The following is a 20971-nucleotide window of genomic DNA, read 5'->3' as shown; positions in this document are numbered from 1 at the left end:
AACCGTTCCCGTCAGGCCCGCGCCGCGCCGTCAGGGGCGCACGGGTAGCGAGAGCGCTCCGGTCATCTCGGCACCGGGGGAAGCGTCGCTGCGCGTGGGCGGCACATAGTCGCGCAGCCGCGCGAGGGCTTCGCCCGGCTCGGTGGCCACAACCAGCATGTCGGTGTAGCGGGGGTGGGTGAACCCGCGGTCGCGCATGTTGGCAACGAAAGCCAGCAGCGGATCGAAGTACCCGTCGACGTTGAGCAGGCCGACCGGTTTGTCGTGGATGGCGAGCTGCGCCCACGTCCACTGTTCGGTGAGCTCCTCGAGGGTCCCGGGGCCACCGGGGAGCGCGAGGAACGCGTCGGCGCGATCGGCCATCAGCATTTTGCGCTCGTGCATCGTGTCGACCAGGACCAGTTCGGCGATGTTGTGGTTGACGTCTTCCCGGGCCTGCAGGGCCCGGGGGATCACGCCCGTGACGTGGGCTCCGGCCTCCACCGCGGCATCGGCCACGGTGCCCATGAGGCCGACGTGACCGCCACCGTAGACCAGCTGCATGCCGGATCGGCCGATCGCCTCACCGACCGCGCGGGCCGCCTCGACGTAGACGGGATCGAACCCGGGCGAAGAACCGCAGAAGACCGTGACCGTGAACCGTTCCATGGATCGACGCTAGATCCGTCGTGTTTCCGGCCCGTGACAGGGCGGAAACATCCGCTGGTTAGCCTTTCGAACATGTCTCTCCTGGTCACTCATGCACGACTCATCACCATCCCGGCGGGCACCGATGATCCCGGTTACATCGACGACGGGTGGATGCTGGTCGAAGACGGTCGCATCGCCGCAATCGGCTCCGGGACTCCGTCCGTCACAGCCGAGGAGACTCTCGACGTTGCGGGCGCATTCGTCGCACCGGGGTTCGTCTCGAGCCACTCGCACTTGTTCACCTCCGGGCTGCGCGGGCTCGGTGTCGCCGACACGCTCTACGGCTGGTGCGACTCGATGCTCGGCACGACGGCACACATGACGGCCGAGCAGATGTACTGGTCGACGCTGCACGGCAGCCTCGATTTCCTGTCGCACGGGGTGACGACCGCATACAACTTCACCGATCCGCTACAGGCGTGGGAATCGATGGTCGACGGTAAGCGCGTCGGCAACGCTCCGCTGCGGACGATCGAGTACCACACGCGGCAGGCCGACGGGTGCCTCGACGCCGGCATCCGTTTCGTCGATGCGTCCGGCATGGATGTCACCGTCGGCACGCGCGGCGACGTCTTTGACCGCTTCGCCGCCGAAGTCGCCCACACGCGCACGCTCGACCCCGCTTACGCGCTCGGCGCCTCGATCATGGGCCAAGTGCAGTGGTCGCCCGATCCCGAGGCCGCCGAACTCGAAGTCGAGGCCATGCGCCGGTTCGGCGTGACCAATCAGGCGCACTTCCTCGAGTCGCCCGAGGCGATCGAGCACCAGCAGTCGAAGTTCGCGCTGTATCGCGACGCCGGGGCGCTCGGCCTTGGGCTGATGTTCGGTCACTTCATCCAGACAACGCCCGAGATCATCGCCGAAGCTGTCGCGGGCGGCGCCTCGATGTCGTGGCAGCCGGCATCGAACGGACGCCTCGCTTCGGGCGTCGCCCTCGTTCCCGAAATGATCGACAGCGGCATGCGGGTGGGTGTCGGTCTCGACGATCAGGCCTGCACGGATGTCAGCGACCCCTGGCAGAACATGCGGATGGGCATCTACATGCAGCGGGCGCGCACGAAGGATCCGCTGTCGATGATGCCGGAGCGGATGCTGCGCCTGCACACGCTCGGCGGCGCCGAGATCATGGGCGTCGATGACCGCGTCGGGTCGCTGGAAGTGGGCAAGTTCGCCGACTTCGTCGTGGTCGACCCCCGTCACCCGGACGTCGGTCCGCTGTGGCATCCCGTGCGCTCGTACGTCCTCGCGATGAGCCCCCGCAACCTCGTCGGGGTGTACGTCGGCGGCACGCTCGTCAGCGACCGGGGGGTGTCGACCAACCCGCTCGCGGAGGAGGCATCGGCGCGTCTGCACGAACTGCCGGCGCAACTCGTCGGCCGCGGCCACCCGCACTGACGCCCGTCCCCACTGCTCACGATGCATCGGGCAGGCACAGACCGCACATAGCAAACGCATGGATGCGGGTGGTCGACTCTTCTCAGCCAGAGAAGGGCACAGACCATGAACCGACCGACCAAAATCACCGCGATGGTCCTCGCATCCACCTTGCTGCTCGCCGGCTGCGCCGCGACCGCCACCGACGATCTCGTCACGAGCGCGCAGACTTCGGACTCGAGCACGACCGCGACGACCGAGTCGACGTCGTCGACGACGTGGAGCGATAGCTCCGCCGACATCGACTGGAGCGCGCTGCCCACGACCGACGTCACCCTGACCGACGACGGGCTAGCCATCACCGAAGCCGGCACGTACGTTCTCACCGGCACGACGTCAGGCCAGGTGACGGTGAACACCGACGGCAACGTCCGCATCATCCTCAACGGCGCGACGATCGACAGCACGGTGGGCGCCGCCATCCAGGTCGACAACGCCGAGCTCACCGTCATCGAGCTGGCCACCGGCACGACCAACAGCGTCTCCGACGCGACGACCCGCAGCGACGAGGAGATCGACGGCGTGATCTACTCCGCCGATGACCTCTACCTCACCGGCGACGGCGCGTTGACGGTCACCGCGAACTTCGCCGACGGAATCGTCGGCAAGGACGACCTGTCGATCTTGTCCGGCACGATCGCCGTCACGAGCGTCGACGACGGCATCCGCGGCACCGATTCGCTGACCGTGGTCGGCGGCCAGATCACGGTGGATGCCGCCGGCGACGGCCTGAAGTCGACCAACACCACGGATGTGGGCGAAGGGCGCCTGACCGTCTCGGGCGGTCAGCTCACGATCACGACGGGTGACGACGCGATCAAGGCGGAACAGTCGCTGAGCATCACGGGCGGCACGATCGACATCACCGAGTCGGTCGAAGGCATCGAAGCGCCGGTCATCGCCATCGAAGGAGGCGAGATCTCGATCGTCGCTTCGGATGACGGCATCAACGCAGCGGTCTCGGACATCGTGACCTCGGGGCTCGCCATCACGATCTCGGGCGGCACGATTGACATCGCCATGGGATCGGGTGACACCGACGCGATCGACAGCAACGGCGACGTCACGATCTCGGGCGGCACGATCGCTATCACCGGGCAGTCCGGACAGTCGGGCGTCGACTTCGACGGCACCGGCACCCTCAGCGGAGGCACCGTCACGGTCAACGGCACGCAGGTCACCGAGCTCACCGGTCAGATGATGGGTGGCGGCGGCGGTCGCCCCTGACCCCACCACATGACACGACGGCCCCGGAGGACTCCGGGGCCGTCGTTCGTGCGGGGTGACTCAGCGGGGCGTTGTCATTCCCATTCGGGTGAGCACGATGTTCTCGACGATCTGGACGATGTTGTACAGCAGCAGCGTGATGATCGTGATGAGGGCGATCGAGGTCCACAGCTGAGCGAACTGCGCCTGGGCGTTGAACTTCATGATCGATCCACCGATCCCCGTTCCCGTCGACAGCCACTCGGCCAGGAGGGCACCGGTCACCGCTCCCGGCACCGACACGCGTGCCGCAGCGAACACGGAGGGCAGCGCGCCGGGCATGTTCACTTTGCGGAGCGCCGTGAACCGGTCACCACCGAAGACGTGCACGACGTCGAGACTCTGCTGACTGGACCGGCTCAGCCCGAACAGCACGTTGGCCAAAGCCGGGAAGAGCACGACGATCGTGCCGATCACCGCGACCGAGGCCGTCGTCCCCCGCCCCGTCATCAGGATGATCACGGGGGCGATCGACACGAGCGGGATCGTGCGCAGGAGCAGCACGAGCGGCATGACCCCCGCCTCGACGGCCCGCGACAGGCTGAACACGACGGCCAAGATGATCGCGATGAGCATGCCCACGGCGAAGCCGAGCGAGGAGTCGACGAGGGTCTGACCGACCAGCGGGAACATCTGCGCCCGGTGCTCGGCGGCATCCTCGTCCGTGACGAGGAACGCCCAGACATCCAGCGGACCCTTCGCGATATAGGGCGAGATTCCCGTGAAGCTGACGACCACTTGCCAGATCACGACGAGCACCAGGAAAGTGATCGCCGCGTTGCCGACCGAGCGGCGGACCGTTCGCCGCAATGCCCGGCGTCGTTCGGTTTTCAGTCGTGCCTGAGCGGCGGCATCCGCCGCGATCATGAGCTGCTGAGTCGGTTCGCTGGGCGTATCGGCGGAGACCGTCAGGCGCCGCGGCGTCATGTCGACTTCCCTGCCACCCACGGGGTGACGAGTGTGATCACCAGGCCGAACAGGCCGTAGGCGACGAGGGCGAACACGGCGCAGAGCAGGAACACCGACCAGACGCCCGCCGAGTCGAGCTGGCCCTGCAGGCGGATGAGGGTGGGCCCGACACCGGCCGTGATCGAGCCGAGGTATTCGCCGAGCACGGCGCCGAGGAAGGCGGTCGGCACCGCGATCTGGAGCGCGTTGAGGATCGCGGGAAGCGCGGCGACGACGCGGACCTTGCGCAGCTGCGTCCAGGCGTTGCCGCCGAAGACACGAACGACGTCCAGCGAAGCCCTATCGGCCGATTTGAAGCCGAGGATCGCGCCGACGACCGTCGTGAACACGCACACGAGCGCGGAGAGGAAGATCGCCGTCGCCGACGGATCACCGGGGTTCTTCGCACCGCCGAGGACGACGATCGAGATGCCGCCGACCGCCACGATCGGCAGACAGTAGGTGACCACGGCGATCTGGCTGATGACCGTCTCTGCGCGCGGGAAGACCAAGACGAACGTCGCAAGGACGAGCGCGATCCCGTTGCCCCACAGGTAGCCGAGACCGGCGGCCGTGATCGTCGGCTGGAACACGTTCCACGCGCCGGCGATGTTCCCCTGCACGAAGAGCCAGTCCACAACCGCCCACGGGGACGGAACGGGCGTGAAGGCTGTCCCTTCGCGCTGCTGAAAAGCCAGGAGCGAGAACAGCCACCACGCGAGAATCAGCGCTGCGGCGCCGATCACGGTGGCCAGCCACGCCGGGATGCGGGCCCGGGTCACCTCACGCCTCCGCTTCGGCGTGTCCGTCCGCGCCGAACAACAGCTCGGAGGCACGGTCGACGAGCGCGTGGAACTCGGGAGTGCGCATCATCTCGGGCGTGCGCGGGCGCGGCAGGTCGACCTCGATGATCTCCTTCACACGGCCGGGCCGGGGCGACATCACCGCGACGCGGTCGGCGAGGAAGATCGCTTCGCTGATGCCGTGCGTCACCAGCAGTGTCGTAGCGGGCTTCTCCGTCCAGATGCGCAGGAGTTCGAGGTTGAGGTTCTGGCGCGTCATGTCGTCGAGCGCGCCGAACGGCTCATCCAACAGCAGGACGGACGGCTTCAGCACGAGAGCCCGCGCGATCGACGCGCGCTGACGCATGCCGCCGGACAACTGTGCGGGCTTCGCGTTCGCGAACTCGCGGAGACCCACGAGGTCGATGAGCTCGTCGACGTACGCCGTGTCGACGGGGCGGCCGGCGATTTCAAACGGCAGCTCGATGTTCTTGCGGATGCTGCGCCAGGGCAGCAGCGCGTGATCTTGGAACGCGATGCCCAGCTCACTGTTGGCGCGCAACTGGTCGGGGGTCTCGCCGTCGACGACGACCGTGCCGGTCGTCGGGTGGTCGAGCGCGGCGAGGATGCGCAGAATCGTCGACTTGCCGCAGCCGGAGGGGCCGAGAAGGGCCAGGAACGAGCCCTTCTCGGTGTGCAGATCGGTGTCTTGCAGGGCGAGCAGCGAGCGTCCTCCGCGCAGGGCGAACGACTTCGATACTCCGGAGATCTGGATGCCGGTGCCCGAGCGGACACCGGCATCCAGGGTGTGTGTGGCGGTCATCTGGTTAGGGCAGGTAGTTCTTCAGTTCGGGGTTCTCGGCGTAGATCTCGTCGATGATCGTCGTGTCGAACAGGTCGTCGACCGACAGGTCCCATCCGGAAGCGGCGAGCGACGCGAGGGTCGACTCCTTCAGATCGTCGGAGATCGTGAACAGGCCGTTGGCCTCGGTCTCGCCGGTCGAAATGAGTTTTGCCTGCGCCTCGAGCCCGGCCCGAACCTTCGCCGGGTCGAGGTCGCCGAAGGTCAGGTCACCGGCGGCGGCCGACGCGTTGTAGTGCTCGACGACCTTCTCGATGGTGTCTTCGATCGGCTGCGTGAAGGTGTCGGTCCAGCCCTTGATCTCGGCGATCAGGAACGCCTTGATCAGCTCGGGGTTCTCGGCGAGGTACTGGTCGGTCACCGCGTACGACTCGGCGACGTAGGGCAGACCGTTCTCGGCATAGGCGAGGTTGGTGACCTCGTAGCCTGCCATCTCGACCGTGATCGCCTCATTGGTCAGGTAGGCCATGAAGCCGTCGACGTCGCCGTTCATCAGCGGAGTGGGGTCGAAGTCGACCGGAACGATCGTCAGCTCGTCTTCGGAGATGCCGTTGGCGGCCAGCAGCGCCTTGAAGACGGAGGCGTTGGAGTCCTGCACGCCGATCTTCTTGCCGATCAGGTCTTCGGGCGTCGCGATGTTCCCGCCGTCCTTGAGGGAAAGGATCGTGAAGGGGTTCGCCTGGAAGGTGGTGGCGATGATCTTCAGGGGCGCATCCTGTTCGGCAACGGCGGCGCCGATCGAGGCGGCGTCGCTCAGGGCGAACTGCACGCTGCCGGAGAGGAGCTTGGCGACGCCCGTGTCGGGCCCGGCAACACCGGTGACCGTGGAGAACCCGGCCTCGTCGTAGTAGCCGTTGTCCTCGGCGTAGTACTCGCCGGCGAACTCTTCGTTCTTGATCCAGGAGTACTGGATGCTGACTTCCCCGAAGTCGGCGGCTTCACCGGAGGTGGACGCGGCCGGCGTTGCGGTGTCGGACGAGCAGGCGGACAGCATGAGGGCGGCGGTTGCCGCCAGCGCCAGAACGGCCGCGCCGCGTCGGCGGGGCCTGTGAAGTGTGTGCATCGGGTCTCCCTGTGTGTAAAGGTGCACCCGCGACGTTAGGCCGTTCACATTTCGGGAGCTTGCGCGGTCCTGTTTCCGAGATGTGACGCGAGGCGCCAGACGCGGTCCCGACGGAACGGCAGCGTGTACAGACGAGCTCCGAGTGCGCGGGCGATCGCATTGCCGATTGCGGGGGCCACCGGGTTGTAGGGCGACTCGCTCATCGACTTCGCACCGAACGGGCCGAGATCATCGCTCGTGTCGGCGAAGTAGACCTCGGTCGTGGGGACGTCGGCGAACTGCGGCACGCGGTAGGTGCGGAACACCGGGTTCTCCACACGTCCCTCCGGGCCCACCATGACCTCTTCGTACAGGGCGCTGCCGATGCCCTGCGCGGCGCCGCCCTCGACCTGGCCCCGGCACTGCGCGGGATTCATCACGAAACCGGCGTCGGCCGACTGCACGGACTGCAGAATGCGGACCGTGCCGGTCTCGGGATCGATCGCGACCCGCGCGGCGTGCACATTGAAGGCGAGGGAGCGCTGATCGCCGAGCTCGCTGCCATCGGCGGTCAGCTCGCCGTCGGCCGTCAGTGCGGCGAAGCCGACGGTGCCCGCTGGAGTCTCGACGCCGTCCGGCCCGAGCCGGGCGTCCCCGACCGCCGTGCCGGTGAGGCTCGCCGCGCGCTCCCGCATCGTGCGCGCGAGAGCGAGGCAGGCCGCGTGCAGTGCTTTGCCGGCCACCGTGATCCCCGCCGAGGCGAAGGCGCCGGTGTCGTGGGCCACGGCATCCGTGTCGGCATGCCATAGTTCCAGCCGGTCGAAAGAAGCCGACAGGTCGGTCGCCGCGATCTGCCGGAGCACGGTCGTCGTGCCGTTGCCGAATTCGGCCGTCCCGGCACGCAGCAGGTACGTGCCATCGGCGCGGAGGGTCGCGGTCGTGTGCGCGATGTGGCCGAACGGGGCCATCGTCGCGATCATCGACGCCGCCATGCCTTCGCCGACGAGCCATCCCTCGGGAGCGGGAACCCCGTTGCCGCGGCGGAGGGCGTCTTGGGCGAGGTCGAGGCATTGATCCAAGCCGTAGCTGCCCCAGACGAGGTCGACGTCGTCGGGGTCGGCATCGGGATGCAGCGCATCGCCCTCGCGCACGGCGTTGATGCGGCGCAGGTCGAACGGGTCGATCCCGAGGCGCTCGGCGAGCAGGTCCATCGCCGATTCCACGGCGAAGATCACCTGGCCGAGCCCGTACCCGCGGAACGCCCCCGACGGCACGTTGTTCGTGTAGACGACTTCCGCGTCGATCCGCCGTGCGGGCACCCGGTAGAGCGTCGTCGACTCGGCGAGCGAATGGAACATGACGCCGCGCGAGTGATTGCCGTACGCGCCGGTGTCGCTGAGGAGATCGACGCGCAGCGCCGTCAGACGCCCGGTCTCGTCGGCGCCGAGATCGACGCGCACCCGCATCGGATGCCGGACGGCGGCCCGCACGAACTCGTCTGTGCGGGAGAACTCGTAGGCGACCGGCCGCCCGGTGCGCAGCACCGCGAGGGCGACGAGATCCTCCGTGAAGATCTCCTGCTTGCCCCCGAATCCGCCGCCGAGCCGTGCCGCATGCACGCGCACGCGGTCGCGGTCGAGGTCGAACAGGTAGGCGATCTCGTCGCGCGCGAGGAAGGGCACCTGGGTCGAGGAGCGGATGACGAGCCGGCCGTCGTCGTCGAGCCACCCGATCGATCCGTGCGTTTCGAGCTGGGCGTGGGTGACCCGTGCGCTCTGCCACGTGCCCGAGACCGTGACGGCGCTCGCTGCGAGGGCGGTATCTGCATCGCCCGTGCGTTCGTGGACGGCGGCGATGACATTGCGGTGCGCCTGATCGACCCGGTCCTCCGGCGTGCGGTCGGGGTGCAGCAGCGGCGCGCCGGGCTGACGTGCTTCATCGGGGTCGAAGACGGCCGGAAGCACGTCGTACTCCACCCGAACGAGTCGGCGGGCCGCGTCGGCGGCTTCGGCCGTCTCGGCAATGATGGCCGCAACGCGCTGACCCACGTGCCGGACGACCGTGTCGAGCATCATGGTGTCGTCCGGATCGTCCGTGCGGTGTTCGTGCCGCCCCGACGAATAGCGGCGCTGCGGAACGTCGTCGTGCGTGAAGATCGCCACGACGCCCGGCACGGCGCGGGCCTCGGTCGTATCGATGTGAACGATGTTCGCGTGCGCGTGTGGACTCGTGACGACCCGCAGCACGAGCGCCGCGGCCGCCGGATGATCGGGCGGCAGGTCGAACGTGAACGGCTCGCGACCCTGCACGATGCGTCCCGCCGCTTCGGGCCGTACGGAGTGCCCGACCGTCTCGGCCTCGGCCGCGGGGGCGGGTCCCGTCTCGCGGACCGCACCCAGGATCGCCTCGCGGATCGGGCGGTAGCCCGTGCACCGGCAGAGGTTGCCCTTCATCCGCCGATCGAGGTCGTCGAGATCTGACGCGCACAGTGTGGATGCCGTCACGCTCATCCCCGGGGTGCAGAACCCGCACTGGAAACCGAAGCCCGAAGCGAGTGCCTCCTGCACAGGATGCAGGTCATCTCCGGGCGCGAGGCCCGCAGCCGTCGTGACTTCGCGACCCTCGACACGCACGGCCGGAATCAGGCAGGAGTGGACGGGCGCGCCGTCGAGCAGCACCGAGCACGCGCCGCAGTCCCCGGCATCGCACCCCTTCTTGACCTCCGTGCGCCCGTTTTCACGCAGGAGCGTCCGCAGGCACTGACCCGGACGAGGGTCGGCCTGCACGGGTGCTCCGTCGACCGTGAATCTCATGACAGCTCCGTCCGGATGCGTTCGGCCAGCACGCCGCTGACGGCACGCCGCCAATCGGCCGAGCCGAGGGGATCGGTGTAATAGCCGTCCGCGGACAAGACCGCATCGGCCAACTCGTCGGCAGAGGGCAACTCGGCAAACCGCAGCACCGTCGGGGTGAGCGTCGCGGCGGTGACGGTGAAGACGCTCGCGCCGGAGTCGTCGACGCGGCCCGTGACGACCGCGCCGGAGCGGCCGAGCTCGGCCAGAGCGATCTTGTGCAGCGACGCCCGCGAGCGCAGTGCCGCCGCGGGGAGGAACACGGCGCGCAGCACGTCACCGGCGGCGAGGGACGTCGTGCCGTTGCCGGTGATGAGCTCGCTCACCGGCATCCGTACGTCGCCGCCTGGGCGCCAGATCTCCGCTTCGGCGTCGAGCGCGACACAGAGCGAGACCATCGCGGCGGCGGCGAACGCACGGCAGATGTTGCCGCCGACGGTCGCGGTGTTCCAGATCTTGAATGAGGCCAGCAGGGCATTCGCCGCATCGGGGACGAGCGAGGCCGCCCGCCAGTCGGGCGGCGCGTGCTGCGCCCAGGCGACCAGCGTCGCGATCGTGCAGGTCGCCGCGATCCGCAGGCCCTCCGCGGTCTCCTCGAGGTCGGGCCAATCCATGCCGGTCAGGTCGACGAAGGCGGTCGTCTCGGGCTGCGGCTCGCTCATGAGCCACGTGCCCCCGGCCATCAGCGTCTCGCCCGGCGCACACGTCAGGTCGGCGCGCGTGCGGGCGACACGGTACGTGCGCACCGTCGTGATGTCCATGACGACTCCTGGTCTGCACACCGGGCAGATCCCGGCGTGAAACGAGTGAAACAGACGTCCATTTCGCACGTGTTTCACGCATCGGCAACAGCCCCGCAACGTCGGACACCTACCGTGAGGGCATGCGTGAAATCCTGCCCGTCGCCGCCGAATGGGCGCGCGCCGGAACACCGTTCGCGGTCGCGACGGTCGTCGGCGTGGCCGGCAGCGCACCGCGCGACGTCGGCGCGAGCATGATCGTCTCGGTGGGCGGTGAGGTCTTCGGAAACGTGTCCGGCGGCTGCGTCGAGGGGGCCGTGTACGAACGCTGTCTCGAGGTGATCGATTCCGGAGATGCGCTCGTCGACCGCTTCGGCTACGGCGACGCCGACGCGTTCGCGGTGGGGCTCACGTGCGGCGGAGTGATCGAGGTGCTCGTGCGCGCCGTCCCGCCCGCTGGCCCGGCCGCCGCCGACCTGGTGCTGCTCGCCGAGCGGGACGCCCGAGCGATTCCCACGTCGTTCTCTCTCGTGACGGGCGGCCCGCACCTCGGGCGCGGCTATGTCGACGGAGGCCTCGATGCGGACGCCGAGGCCGTGACGGTGCACGTCGGGACGCCCCCGCGACTGATCATCGTCGGGGCCGTCGAGTTCGCCGTCGCGCTGAGTCGACTGGCCGTCGCCGCAGGAATGAAGGTGGATGTCGTCGACCCGCGCGATGTGTTCGCGACGGCGGAGCGCTTCCCCGGCGCCGAGGTCAGCGTCACCTGGCCCGACCGCTACCTGGCCGCGCAGCAGCTGGACTCCCGCACGGCGGTGTGCGTACTCAGTCACGACCCGAAGTTCGATGTGCCGGCGCTCCGCGAAGCGCTCGCCTCATCCGCCGGCTACGTCGGGGCGATGGGCAGTCGACGCACGCACGAAGACCGTGCGTGCCGGCTGATCGAGGCGGGCGTGTCGACGGCGGCGCTCGCGCGTCTGCGCTCGCCGATCGGGTTGGACCTCGGCGGGCGGACGCCCGAGGAGACCGCGCTGTCGATCCTCGCCGAGATCGTCGCCGACCGGCATGCCGCCACCGGCGGGCGCCTGTCGGAAGGATCGGGCCCCGTGCACGCGGCGTCGCCCCCTGCCGTCGGCCTGGCGCCGTCACCGTCCGTCGAGTGCACCTGGTGAGCATCTGCGGCATCGTCCTGGCTGCGGGCGCCGGCACGCGCTTTGGCGGGCCCAAGGCCCTCGCGCGCGACGAGACGGGTCGGCCATGGATCGACAGGGCCGTCTCGACGCTGTCTGCGGCGGGATGCGCCCCGATCATCGTGGCACTCGGGGCCGGCGCGGCGGATGCGACGCCGCTCGTCCCGGGCGGCGTGACGATCGTCACGGTCCACGATTGGGCCGAGGGTCTGTCCGCGTCGGTGCGCGCGGCTCTCGCGGTTGCCACCTCGACGGATGCCGCTGCCGCGCTCGTGATCCCGGTCGATGTGCCGGAGCTCCCGGCATCCGCGTGTCGTCGCGTGATCGCACATGCGGGGGAGGGAGACCCGGGTGCTGCGCTGTCCCAGGCGACCTATGCGGGGGCGCCGGGGCACCCTGTGCTCATCGGGCGGCAGCACTGGCCGGCGTTGACGGCCGGGCTGGCGGGCGACCGCGGTGCGGGGCCCTATCTGCGCGCGCAGGGCGCGGTGCCCCTGGAGTGCGGCGACCTCTGGCACGGCGGCGATGTCGACCGGCCGCGTCCGGTCGATCAGGTGCGGACGACGATGTTCTCTGGTTCTTCGCCGGCCAGCAGGTGACCGATCTGGCGCCGCACAAGCGCCGCGATCCGCGGGTGCATCGCGCTCGAGGCGCCGCCGACGTGCGGTGAGATGAGCACGCCGGGCGTGTTCCACAGCGGGTGATCCTGCGGCAGTGGCTCGGGATCGGTGACATCGAGCCCGGCGCGGATGCGGCGGGCGCTCGCGTGGCGCACGAGAGCGTCCGTGTCGATCAGCGGTCCGCGGCCCACGTTGACGATCAGCGCGCCGTCGGGGAGGGCCGTGAGCTCCGCCTCGCCGATGATGTGCCGGGTCGACTCACCGCCGGGGAGGCTGAGGATCACGATGTCGGCGGTGGGCAAGAGGTCGGCGAGTTCATCGATTCCGTGCACGTGGATGCCGTCCTCATCCCGCGCTCGCGACGCCACCGGCACGATCTCGGCCTCGAAGGGGGCCAGGCGGGCGGCGACGGCCTTGCCCACGCCGCCGTAGCCGAGGAGCACCACTCGCCGATCGGCCAGGCTCTGCGCGAACACGGGAGCCCAGGTTCCCGATTGCCCGTCCACCGCGAACGCGTCGAGATGCCGCTGGACGGCGAGCGTGAGCGCGACGGCAAGCTCGGCCGTCGACGTCTCATGCACCGTCGCGGCGTTGGCGAACGTGATGCCGGTCGGCAACATCTCCGCGATCCCCTCGTATCCGATCGACTGCCCCTGCACGAGGCGGGTCTGCAGATCGGCCAGCAGCGGCAACGCGCGATGGAGCGCCATATAGGGCGGCACGACCAGATCGATGTGCTCTCGCGGTGGTGCGGCATCCATCGGCCAGACGATCACCTCGACACCCTCGGGGAGCGGTTCGAGATCACGGGCGAGTTCGGGACGCGGCACGGAGACGAGAAGGGTCACCCTTCGACGCTACCCGGAGTAGCCTCAGCGCAGGAGGCGGCGATGATTCCCGAGATCAACTATTGGGCTGTGCTGATCGTGACGGTCCTGAGCATGGGGCTGGGGGCGCTCTGGTACTCACCGGTGATGTTCCTGAACCGGTGGGCGCGACTCGCGCGCATCGACCTGGACAAAAAGGGCGCACCGGTCGTGATCCCGATGATGGTGGCGTTCGCCGTGACGTTCTTGACGGCGTGGGTGCTCGCCGGATCCGTCGCGATCGCGTGGCATTTCTACGGCGGCGCGTACTTCGGATCGGCGGTCGTGACGGCGCTGACCCTGTGGGCGGGCTTCACGGCGGCACGGTTCATCACGCACGACGTGTTCGAGGGTCGCCCGTCGCAGCTGACGGTTCTCAACATCGGATTCGAGTTGGCGACGATCCTCATCATGGCGATCGTCATCGGGCTCTGGCCGCCGGTCGGCACGGTCTGACGCAACCGCAGCCGCAGCCGCAGCCGGCAGCGCGAGTCCACCCGCGCACCAGAATCGGATGGATGCCGCAGAACCGGCCGTGAAAGCGCCTTCCGGTCCGAATCCGCTGCCACCATCCGAATCCGCGCACGCGCAGGCGAGACGAGGGGATGCCGGAGAAGGGGCGCGCGGGGGCCCACCGCGTGCGGGCGGATAGGGTCGGAGCGTGACGCACGCGAGCATGCCATGACGCCGCCCCGTCGCACCGTGACCCTCGAGGCCGTCGCCCGTCAGGCCGGGGTATCGATGAAGACGGCATCCAACGCGGTCAACGGCACCGGGCGCATGGCGCCGGATACCCGCACGCGTGTCTTGGCCGTCGTCGACGAGCTCGGGTACAAAGCCAACGTCGCCGCGCGCAACCTCATGCGCGGGCGGACCGGCGCGATCTCGCTCGCCGTGCCGACGCTCAAGGCCGCGTACCTCGCCGAGCTGGCCGAAGCGGTGATCGAGGAGGCGCGCGCGCTGGACCTCGTGGTCTACGTGACGACCTACCCCGACGACGGGGTGAGCGGCTCGCGAGACTATCTCGCGCAGTTCAATCCGCAGCTCAGCGACGGACTGCTGCTGTCGATGGCCGAGCACGAGAAGCTCACCGAGACCGACCTGGATGTGGCATTCCCGCTGGTGTGTCTCGGCTCGCGCACGACGTTCGGCCGCGCCGATCGTGTCGCCAGCGACGACGTGATCGATGCGCGGACCGCGACGGAGTATCTGTACACGCGCGGTGCGACCACGATCGCGGTCGTCGGCGCGCACACGCCCTTCGATCCGGGAGCGATCGTGGATGCCACGCAAGGCAACGCCGAGATGCGCCTGCGCGGTGTGGTCGAGGCGGCGACCACGGCCGGACGTGCGATCGACCCTCGCCTGGTCGGTGTCACCGGGTATGACTGGACCATCGGGTCCGGCATGCGGGCGGCGCGGGCGATCATCGACGCGGGCGTCCCGTTCGACGGCCTGGTGTGCCTCAACGACGGACTCGCGATCGGCGCGATCTCCGCTCTCCGGGAGAGGGGAGTGCGGGTTCCCGAGGACGTGCAGGTGATCGGCTTCGACGACATCGACGAAGCGGCATTCCTCACGCCGCCGCTCAGCACGATGGACTCGCGCATCGACTGGATCGCCCGCACCGCGCTCGAACGTCTGGTCGCGCGCATCGACCGCAGCGACCAGGCGCCGATGGATCTGCTCGCGCGGTCGCGGCTCGTCGCGCGCGGAACGACGCGCTGACCACCCCTCTTGTTATCGATCACCCGAAGGCGCTATCCTCGCTGATACAGCGCTGTACCACCCTGCAACGACGGAGGACCGTTCAATGACGACCTTGACTGCCAGCCACATCCGAGGGAAGGCCGTTATCGCGGTCCTGCTCGCGGCCGTGCTCGTGATCTTCGGGCAGACGCCCGTGCACGCCGCGGTGACCGAGACGACGTCGGTGTCGTTCACCGACACCACGACGGTGCGCGGCACTCCGCTGAAAACCTTCTACTCCGGCACGTGGGGGAAGAACAGCACGCACACCTGGGCCAACGCCGGCGCGTCTTTCGAGATCGCGTTCACGGGTGAGACCGTTGTGCTCCTCGGACGCAAGGACGTCAGCAACGGCACCGCCGATGTCTTCGTCGACGACGTCAAGATCGGCACCGCCAATTATCAGGGCAGCAAGTCGAGCACGACGGTCGAGATCGCCCGCTTCGCGGGGCTGCAGCCCGGCGCACACGTGCTCCGGGTCGTCACGGTCGGCTGGATCAACCACGCCCGCGTCGATTTCACGACGACCGTCCAGATCGACGAGCGGGCGCTGCTGACGTCCGCCATCGACGGCTACGCCGACGCGGATGCCGCGGACTTCACCGCCGTCTCGTGGGCGCCGTTCGCCGCCGCCCTGTCGGCAGCCACGGCCGCACGCGACGATGCATCGGCGACGGATGCCGCGCTGGCCGCGGCACGCACGGCCCTGGAGAGCGCGGCATCCGACCGCGTGCAGATCTCGGGACTCCGCGACATCCTCGACCAGTACCGCACCCGCGTGCCGAGCGCGTACACCGCTGAATCGTGGGCGTCGTTCGCCGCCGCGATCGCCGCCGCCGACTCCGTCGCCACTGATGCGAACGCCACGGCAGCCGCCGTCGCCGCCGCGAAGACGACCGTCCAGAATGCCGCCGCGGCGCTCGTCGTGCTGAGCGAAGGCACCGCGGGATCGATCGAGAACAACCAGTTCTGGCTCGACACCGATGGCAACCCGATCTTCTCGCAGGGTGGGGGCATCTTCCGCTTCGGCGACACGTACTACTGGTACGGCGTGCAGTACACCGCTTCGCAGTACTACTACGACAACCCGAGCCGTATCTACAACCGCGCCGGCGACGTCGACTTCGAGGCCGTGACGGCCTACTCATCCACCGACCTCGTGAACTGGACCTTCGAGAACAACGTCGCCACGCGCGACACGAAGGTGAACATCCCGACCTCGAAGAACAAGCCGGGAACGACCTACTTCTCCGACATGAAGACGCTCGCCGATTCGGTCTGGATCGGCCGGCTCGGAGTCGCCTACAACGAGAACACCGGCAAGTACGTGCTGCTCACGCAGTTCGAGAACCCCGACCCGAACCGCGTCGACAACGCCGGCGTGCTCTTCCTCACGGGCGACTCACCCACCGCCGACTTCGAATACGGCAACCTGCAGACGGTTCTTCCCGGGGTCTACGACAACGGGTCGGGCTGGAACAAGGGCACGGGGGACCAGACGGTCTTCACCGACGACGACGGTCAGGATTACCTCGTCTTCTCGTACCGCAACGGCCGCGGCCGCACGTACGTCGCGAAGATCAGCAACACCGATTCGCTCTCGGTCGAGACGGCGACGCAGGTCTTCAGCGGCGCCGGCCGCGAGGGCAACGCGATGTTCAAGCTCGACGGGCAGTACTACGTCGCGAGCTCCGACCTGCACGGCTGGAACACGTCGCAGACGTACGTCGTCCGCTCGCTGAACGGCGAGATCCAGGGCGCGTACTCGAGCATGTACGTGATGCCGGGCACCGAGAAGGATTACAGCCACGTCACGCAGAGCGGCTTCTTCGTCACGGTGAAGGGCACCGAGCAGGACACCGTCATCTATGCCGGTGATCGCTGGGCGAACTTCGCGTGGAACGGTCTCGGTTACAACCAGTGGCTGCCGCTCAGCGGCACGGGCGCCGATGTCTCGTTCAACTCGCTGAGCCACTGGACGCTCAACGCGACCACGGGCACGTGGGATGTCGGACAGAACAACAACTACATCCTGAACCCCGATTTCGCTGCCGACCGCATTGCGGTCACGAGCGTGACCGGGTGGACGCAGGCGACGGATGCCTCCTCCTCCACCTCCGCGTTCGTCTCCAACCCGGGTCCGGGCGCCGATTCGAGCCGCTTCGCGTTGCGCCTGGGTTCGCCGAGTGCGTTCGCCGGAGATGTCCACCAGGACAACGAGGTTCCGGCCGGGATCTATACGCTCGCGCTGAAAGCCAACTACGCCGGTGGACTCGACGCGGCACAGGTCATCGTGACCGGTGCCGACGGCGTCGAGCACGTGCTCGAGATCCCCGCGGCCTCCGGCTGGGCATCGGCGAGCCTCGCCGACATTCCGCTCCCGGCGGGCACCGCACGGGTTGCCATCCGAGCCGCGGGCACGGGTGGGCAGTCGCTGACGGTCGACGGCCTGTCGCTGCGGCGCCAGGTGGTCGACGACTCGGCGCTGCGCGCACTGTCCGACGAGGTTGCCGGCCTGGTCGCCGACGACTATTCGGCGACGAGCTGGGCTCCCTTCGTCACGGCGCGTGATGCCGCGACCGCGGTTCTCGGCGTGCTCAGCACGCAGGCGCAGATCGACGCCGCCACGGCGACCCTCACCAGCACGCGCGACGCGCTCGTCAGCGCACTGCGCTCGGTGACCGTCGCACCGGGATCGCTCCTGGTGCCGCTGGGCGGGACCTTCGATCCGGCATCCGTCGTCGTCACCGGTACCTTCGCCGATGGCTCGACGCGGGCGCTGACCTCGGACGAGTACACGGTCGCCGGGTTCGACACGGCAACGGTCGGCGCGCGCACCGCGACGGTGAGCGCCGCGGCGGGTCTTGCCGCGACGGATGCCGCCGCGGTCGAGGTGGCGCTGCCGATCGAGGTCCTCCGGGTCTGGGCTGCGACCCAGACCTACAACACCGGTGAGGCCGTCATCTACGACGGCACTCGCTGGGTTGCCTCGTGGTGGACCAAGTACCAGAAGCCCGGCGACGTCTACGGGCCCTGGCAGCAGCAGATCACGGCATCCGACGGCACCGCCGTCTGGACGGCCTCGCGGATCTTCGTTGCGGGCGACGTCGTGGTGTCGGGCGATGCGCGCTACACCGCGAAGTGGTGGACGCGCGGTCAGACGCCCGGTGACGCGAACGGCCCGTGGCGTGTGATCGGCTGACGAGCTGGACAGCGGCGGTCGGGGTCTCCCTCGGCCGCCGCTCTCGTGCGCCCGCCCGCGCCGCGCCGCCGCGCCCGCCCGCCCGCGCCCGTGCATCAGATTCGGATGGATGCCGTGGATTCGGGCCGGAAGGCGCTTTCGGACCCGAATCCGGTGTCAATGTCCGAATCCGGTGGCGGTGGAGGTGATCCGGTGGCGGCGGAGGTGATCCGCAGCGGAATCGGGGTCAGACGGCGGCGGAGACCACCGCGGCGATGGCCGAGGTGAAGAACGTCAGGCCGTCGACACCCGATCGCATGGCGTCGGGAGTGTTCGGGCCGAAACCGGCCTCGACGGCGTGCTCGGGGTGCGGCATGAGGCCGACGACGTTGCCGCGGGCATTCGTGAGTCCGGCGATGTCGTCCAGCGATCCGTTGGGGTTCACGCCGACGTAGCGGAAGGCCACGAGGCCGTCGCCCTCGATCTGCGCGAGCGTCTCGGCGGAGCAGATGTAGCCGCCGTCGGCGTTCTTCAGGGGAATCGTGATCTCCTGGCCGACCTCGAATCCGCTCGTCCACGCGGTGGACGCGTTCTCAACGCGCAGACGCTGGTCGCGGCGGATGAACTGCTGGTGCGCGTTGCGGATGAGTCCACCCGGCAACAGGTGTGCCTCGACGAGCATCTGGAAGCCGTTGCAGATGCCGAGGATGGGCATGCCGGCGGATGCCGCATCCTTCACTTCGCTCATGATCGGGGCAAGCGCGGCGATCGCGCCGGCGCGGAGGTAGTCGCCGTAGCTGAAGCCACCCGGCAGGACGAGCGCGTCGACACCGTCGAGGTCGTGCGATCCGTGCCAGAGGGCGACTGGCTCCCCGCCGGCGAGACGGATGGCGCGCTGCGCGTCGCCGTCGTCGAGCGATCCGGGGAACGTGATGACCCCGATGCGGGCGGTCACTCCACGACCTCGATGCCCACGACATCCTCGATGACCGCGTTGGAAAGCACGTCGTCGGCCAGCTGACGCACCGTCGCGAGCGTCGCTTCGTCGGCGGTTTCGACCGTCAGCTCGAACCGCTTGCCGATGCGGACAGAGGAGAAGCCTTCGACACCGAGTCGGTGAAGCGCACCGGAGACCGCCTTCCCCTGCGGGTCCAGCAGCTCAGCCTTGGGCATGACGTCGACGACGATGGTGGGCATGAAGAGCTCCGAATAATCGCGGGAACGGGGACGGTGCCCATTCTACGGGGCGGACACCGCGATTCCCGATCTGCGTCGTTGCGGGCTGTTACCGAACCGTGACCGCATCATGGGAGCGCTCCCTTGACATTCGTGGGAGCGATCCCATAGCGTCGAGATCGTCCGGTGAGAACGCTCCCAGAAAGTCCTGGGGACAGGGCGCGCAATCCATGCACCAGCAACACACCACAAAGGAGTGACACGTGAACACACGCGCACTGCGTCGCATCGGCCTCGTGGCCGGCGTCGCGACCACGTCCGCCATCGTCCTGGCCGGCTGCGCCGGAAGCAGCGACGCTGCCCCGTCCGGCGACGCGGGTTCGGGAGAGAAGATCGAGCTGACCCTCGCCACCTTCAATGACTTCGGGTACACCGATGAACTCCTCCAGGAGTACATGGACGCGAATCCGAACATCACGATCGTGCACAACAAGGCTGCCGAGTCCGGTGACGCCCGCGCGAACTACTTCCAGAAGCTCGGCAAGGAAGGTCTGGCCGACGTCGAGGCCGTCGAGATCGACTGGTTCGCCGAGGCGATGCAGTACTCCGACCTGCTGGCCGAGGTTCCCGACAGCGCCAAGGGCCGCTGGCTCGACTGGAAGGAAGCTGGCGCCACCGACGGCGACGGTCGTCTCGTCGGCTTCGGCACGGACATCGGGCCGCAGGCCATCTGCTACCGCGCCGACCTCTTCGAGGCGGCCGGCCTCGCATCGGCTCCCGCCGACGTCGCCGCGCTCTTCGAAGGCGACTGGAACAACTTCTTCGACGTGGCCGACCAGTACAAGGCAGCCACCGGCAAGCCCATGATCGACGCGGCGAACTCGGCGCTTCAGGGCATCGTGAACCAGATGGAGTTCACGTACACCGAGCCCGACGGTACGGTCATCGCGACGGAGAACCAGGAGATCGAGGACGCGTACAACCTCGTCGTCGAGCGCGCGATCCCGAACGCCGCATACTCGGGCCAGTGGAGCGACGACTGGAACGCCTCCATGGCCAACGGTGAGTTCGCCGCCATGCTCTGCCCGGGCTGGATGCTGGGCATCATCTCCGGCAACGCACCCGAGGTCACCGGATGGGAGATCGCCGATGTCTTCCCGAACGGCGGCGCCAACTGGGGTGGTTCGTACCTGACCGTCCCCGCGAACGGCAAGAACGTCGAGGCCGCGCTGGCACTCGCCGACTGGCTGACCGCTCCCGAGCAGCAGGCCAAGACCTTCGTCAACGCCGGCCAGTTCCCGAGCGCGATCGACGCGCAGAGCGACCCTGCGATCACCGACTCGACGAACGAGTTCTTCAACAACGCGCCGACTGGTGAGATCTTCGCTGCCCGTTCGGAGGCCATCACGGTCACCCCGTACAAGGACGCGAACTACTTCAAGTACCACGACGCACTGCAGAACGCGGTGAACCGCGTCTTCGACGGAACCGAAGACCAGACCACCTCGTGGAACACCTGGGTCGCAGAGGTCAACGCCTTCTGATGACCTGAGAGCGCGGGTCGCGCCCTCCG

The 20971-nt window shown here is 68.5% G+C and carries 18 protein-coding genes; 8 read left to right on the top strand and 10 right to left on the bottom strand.

Going from position 1 to position 20971, the window contains the following annotated elements:
- Window positions 1–30 precede the first annotated feature (30 nt).
- The gene (locus tag N4R40_RS08025) at window positions 31–648 is read right to left on the bottom strand and encodes an LOG family protein (RefSeq protein WP_261606845.1); all 618 of its coding nucleotides are present in this window, start codon (window positions 646–648) and stop codon (window positions 31–33) included.
- A 72-nt stretch (window positions 649–720) separates the two neighbouring features.
- Here N4R40_RS08025 and N4R40_RS08020 point away from each other — a divergent pair, with 72 nt between their 5' ends.
- The gene (locus tag N4R40_RS08020) at window positions 721–2085 is read left to right on the top strand and encodes an amidohydrolase family protein (protein ID WP_261606844.1); all 1365 of its coding nucleotides are present in this window, start codon (window positions 721–723) and stop codon (window positions 2083–2085) included.
- 105 nt (window positions 2086–2190) lie between these two features.
- Entirely contained in the window at window positions 2191–3351 is a 1161-nt protein-coding gene (locus N4R40_RS08015) for a carbohydrate-binding domain-containing protein (RefSeq protein ID WP_261606843.1), read from the top strand.
- A 60-nt stretch (window positions 3352–3411) separates the two neighbouring features.
- Here N4R40_RS08015 and N4R40_RS08010 read toward each other — a convergent pair whose 3' ends face one another.
- The 6 genes from N4R40_RS08010 to N4R40_RS07985 are packed head-to-tail and all read right to left on the bottom strand — an operon-like array spanning window position 3412 to window position 10637.
- On the bottom strand, window positions 3412–4317 hold the full coding sequence (locus tag N4R40_RS08010; RefSeq protein WP_261606842.1) for an ABC transporter permease: 906 nt from the start codon (window positions 4315–4317) through the stop codon (window positions 3412–3414).
- Window positions 4314–5120 carry an ABC transporter permease gene (locus tag N4R40_RS08005; protein WP_261606841.1) on the bottom strand — a complete coding sequence of 269 codons (807 nt, stop codon included), beginning with the start codon at window positions 5118–5120 and terminating at the stop codon, window positions 4314–4316. Before N4R40_RS08005 ends, N4R40_RS08010 begins: the two co-directional genes overlap by 4 nt.
- Before the next feature lies 1 nt (window position 5121).
- Window positions 5122–5943 (bottom strand): ABC transporter ATP-binding protein, encoded by an 822-nt coding sequence (locus N4R40_RS08000; protein WP_261606840.1) that lies wholly within the window; start codon window positions 5941–5943, stop codon window positions 5122–5124.
- 4 nt (window positions 5944–5947) lie between these two features.
- Window positions 5948–7045: an ABC transporter substrate-binding protein gene (locus N4R40_RS07995; protein ID WP_261606839.1), complete on the bottom strand. Its 1098-nt coding sequence runs from the start codon at window positions 7043–7045 to the stop codon at window positions 5948–5950.
- A 44-nt stretch (window positions 7046–7089) separates the two neighbouring features.
- Window positions 7090–9837 carry a molybdopterin-dependent oxidoreductase gene (locus N4R40_RS07990; RefSeq protein ID WP_261606838.1) on the bottom strand — a complete coding sequence of 916 codons (2748 nt, stop codon included), beginning with the start codon at window positions 9835–9837 and terminating at the stop codon, window positions 7090–7092.
- Window positions 9834–10637, bottom strand: a complete 804-nt coding sequence (locus N4R40_RS07985) for an FAD binding domain-containing protein (protein WP_261606837.1) — start codon at window positions 10635–10637, stop codon at window positions 9834–9836. Before N4R40_RS07985 ends, N4R40_RS07990 begins: the two co-directional genes overlap by 4 nt.
- Before the next feature lie 122 nt (window positions 10638–10759).
- Here N4R40_RS07985 and N4R40_RS07980 point away from each other — a divergent pair, with 122 nt between their 5' ends.
- Together N4R40_RS07980 and N4R40_RS07975 are read left to right on the top strand one after the other, a co-directional pair.
- Window positions 10760–11788: an XdhC family protein gene (locus N4R40_RS07980; protein WP_261606836.1), complete on the top strand. Its 1029-nt coding sequence runs from the start codon at window positions 10760–10762 to the stop codon at window positions 11786–11788.
- The gene (locus N4R40_RS07975) at window positions 11785–12405 is read left to right on the top strand and encodes a nucleotidyltransferase family protein (protein ID WP_261606835.1); all 621 of its coding nucleotides are present in this window, start codon (window positions 11785–11787) and stop codon (window positions 12403–12405) included. The genes N4R40_RS07980 and N4R40_RS07975 overlap by 4 nt, the downstream gene beginning before the upstream one ends.
- Here the strand turns inward: N4R40_RS07975 and N4R40_RS07970 are convergent.
- Entirely contained in the window at window positions 12357–13274 is a 918-nt protein-coding gene (locus N4R40_RS07970; RefSeq protein ID WP_261606834.1) for a 2-hydroxyacid dehydrogenase, read from the bottom strand. The two genes, N4R40_RS07975 and N4R40_RS07970, sit on opposite strands and share 49 nt — an antisense overlap.
- 42 nt (window positions 13275–13316) lie before the next feature.
- On the opposite strand from N4R40_RS07970, the gene N4R40_RS07965 reads away from it, so the two are divergent.
- The 3 genes from N4R40_RS07965 to N4R40_RS07955 all read left to right on the top strand — a co-directional run bounded on the left by N4R40_RS07965 (window position 13317) and on the right by N4R40_RS07955 (window position 18243).
- Window positions 13317–13748, top strand: a complete 432-nt coding sequence (locus tag N4R40_RS07965; RefSeq protein WP_261606833.1) for a DUF1761 domain-containing protein — start codon at window positions 13317–13319, stop codon at window positions 13746–13748.
- A 225-nt stretch (window positions 13749–13973) separates the two neighbouring features.
- Entirely contained in the window at window positions 13974–15020 is a 1047-nt protein-coding gene (locus N4R40_RS07960; RefSeq protein ID WP_261606832.1) for a LacI family DNA-binding transcriptional regulator, read from the top strand.
- A gap of 85 nt (window positions 15021–15105) precedes the next feature.
- Window positions 15106–18243, top strand: a complete 3138-nt coding sequence (locus N4R40_RS07955) for a family 43 glycosylhydrolase (RefSeq protein WP_261606831.1) — start codon at window positions 15106–15108, stop codon at window positions 18241–18243.
- A gap of 226 nt (window positions 18244–18469) precedes the next feature.
- Here the strand turns inward: N4R40_RS07955 and purQ are convergent, their stop codons facing one another.
- Complete coding sequence (gene purQ, locus N4R40_RS07950; protein WP_261606830.1) at window positions 18470–19177, bottom strand: phosphoribosylformylglycinamidine synthase subunit PurQ; 708 nt, start codon at window positions 19175–19177, stop codon at window positions 18470–18472.
- Entirely contained in the window at window positions 19174–19419 is a 246-nt protein-coding gene (purS, locus tag N4R40_RS07945) for a phosphoribosylformylglycinamidine synthase subunit PurS (protein ID WP_261606829.1), read from the bottom strand. The genes purQ and purS overlap by 4 nt, the downstream gene beginning before the upstream one ends.
- 242 nt (window positions 19420–19661) lie before the next feature.
- On the opposite strand from purS, the gene N4R40_RS07940 reads away from it, so the two are divergent.
- A complete protein-coding gene (locus N4R40_RS07940; protein WP_261606828.1) occupies window positions 19662–20942 on the top strand; it encodes an ABC transporter substrate-binding protein in 1281 nt (426 codons plus the stop codon).
- Window positions 20943–20971: the final 29 nt, after the last annotated feature.

The organism is Microbacterium memoriense (assembly GCF_025398275.1).
Classification (GTDB): domain Bacteria; phylum Actinomycetota; class Actinomycetes; order Actinomycetales; family Microbacteriaceae; genus Microbacterium; species Microbacterium memoriense.
Note: the sequence above shows the minus strand (reverse complement) of the source record. Positions and strands in the feature narration are given on the sequence as shown.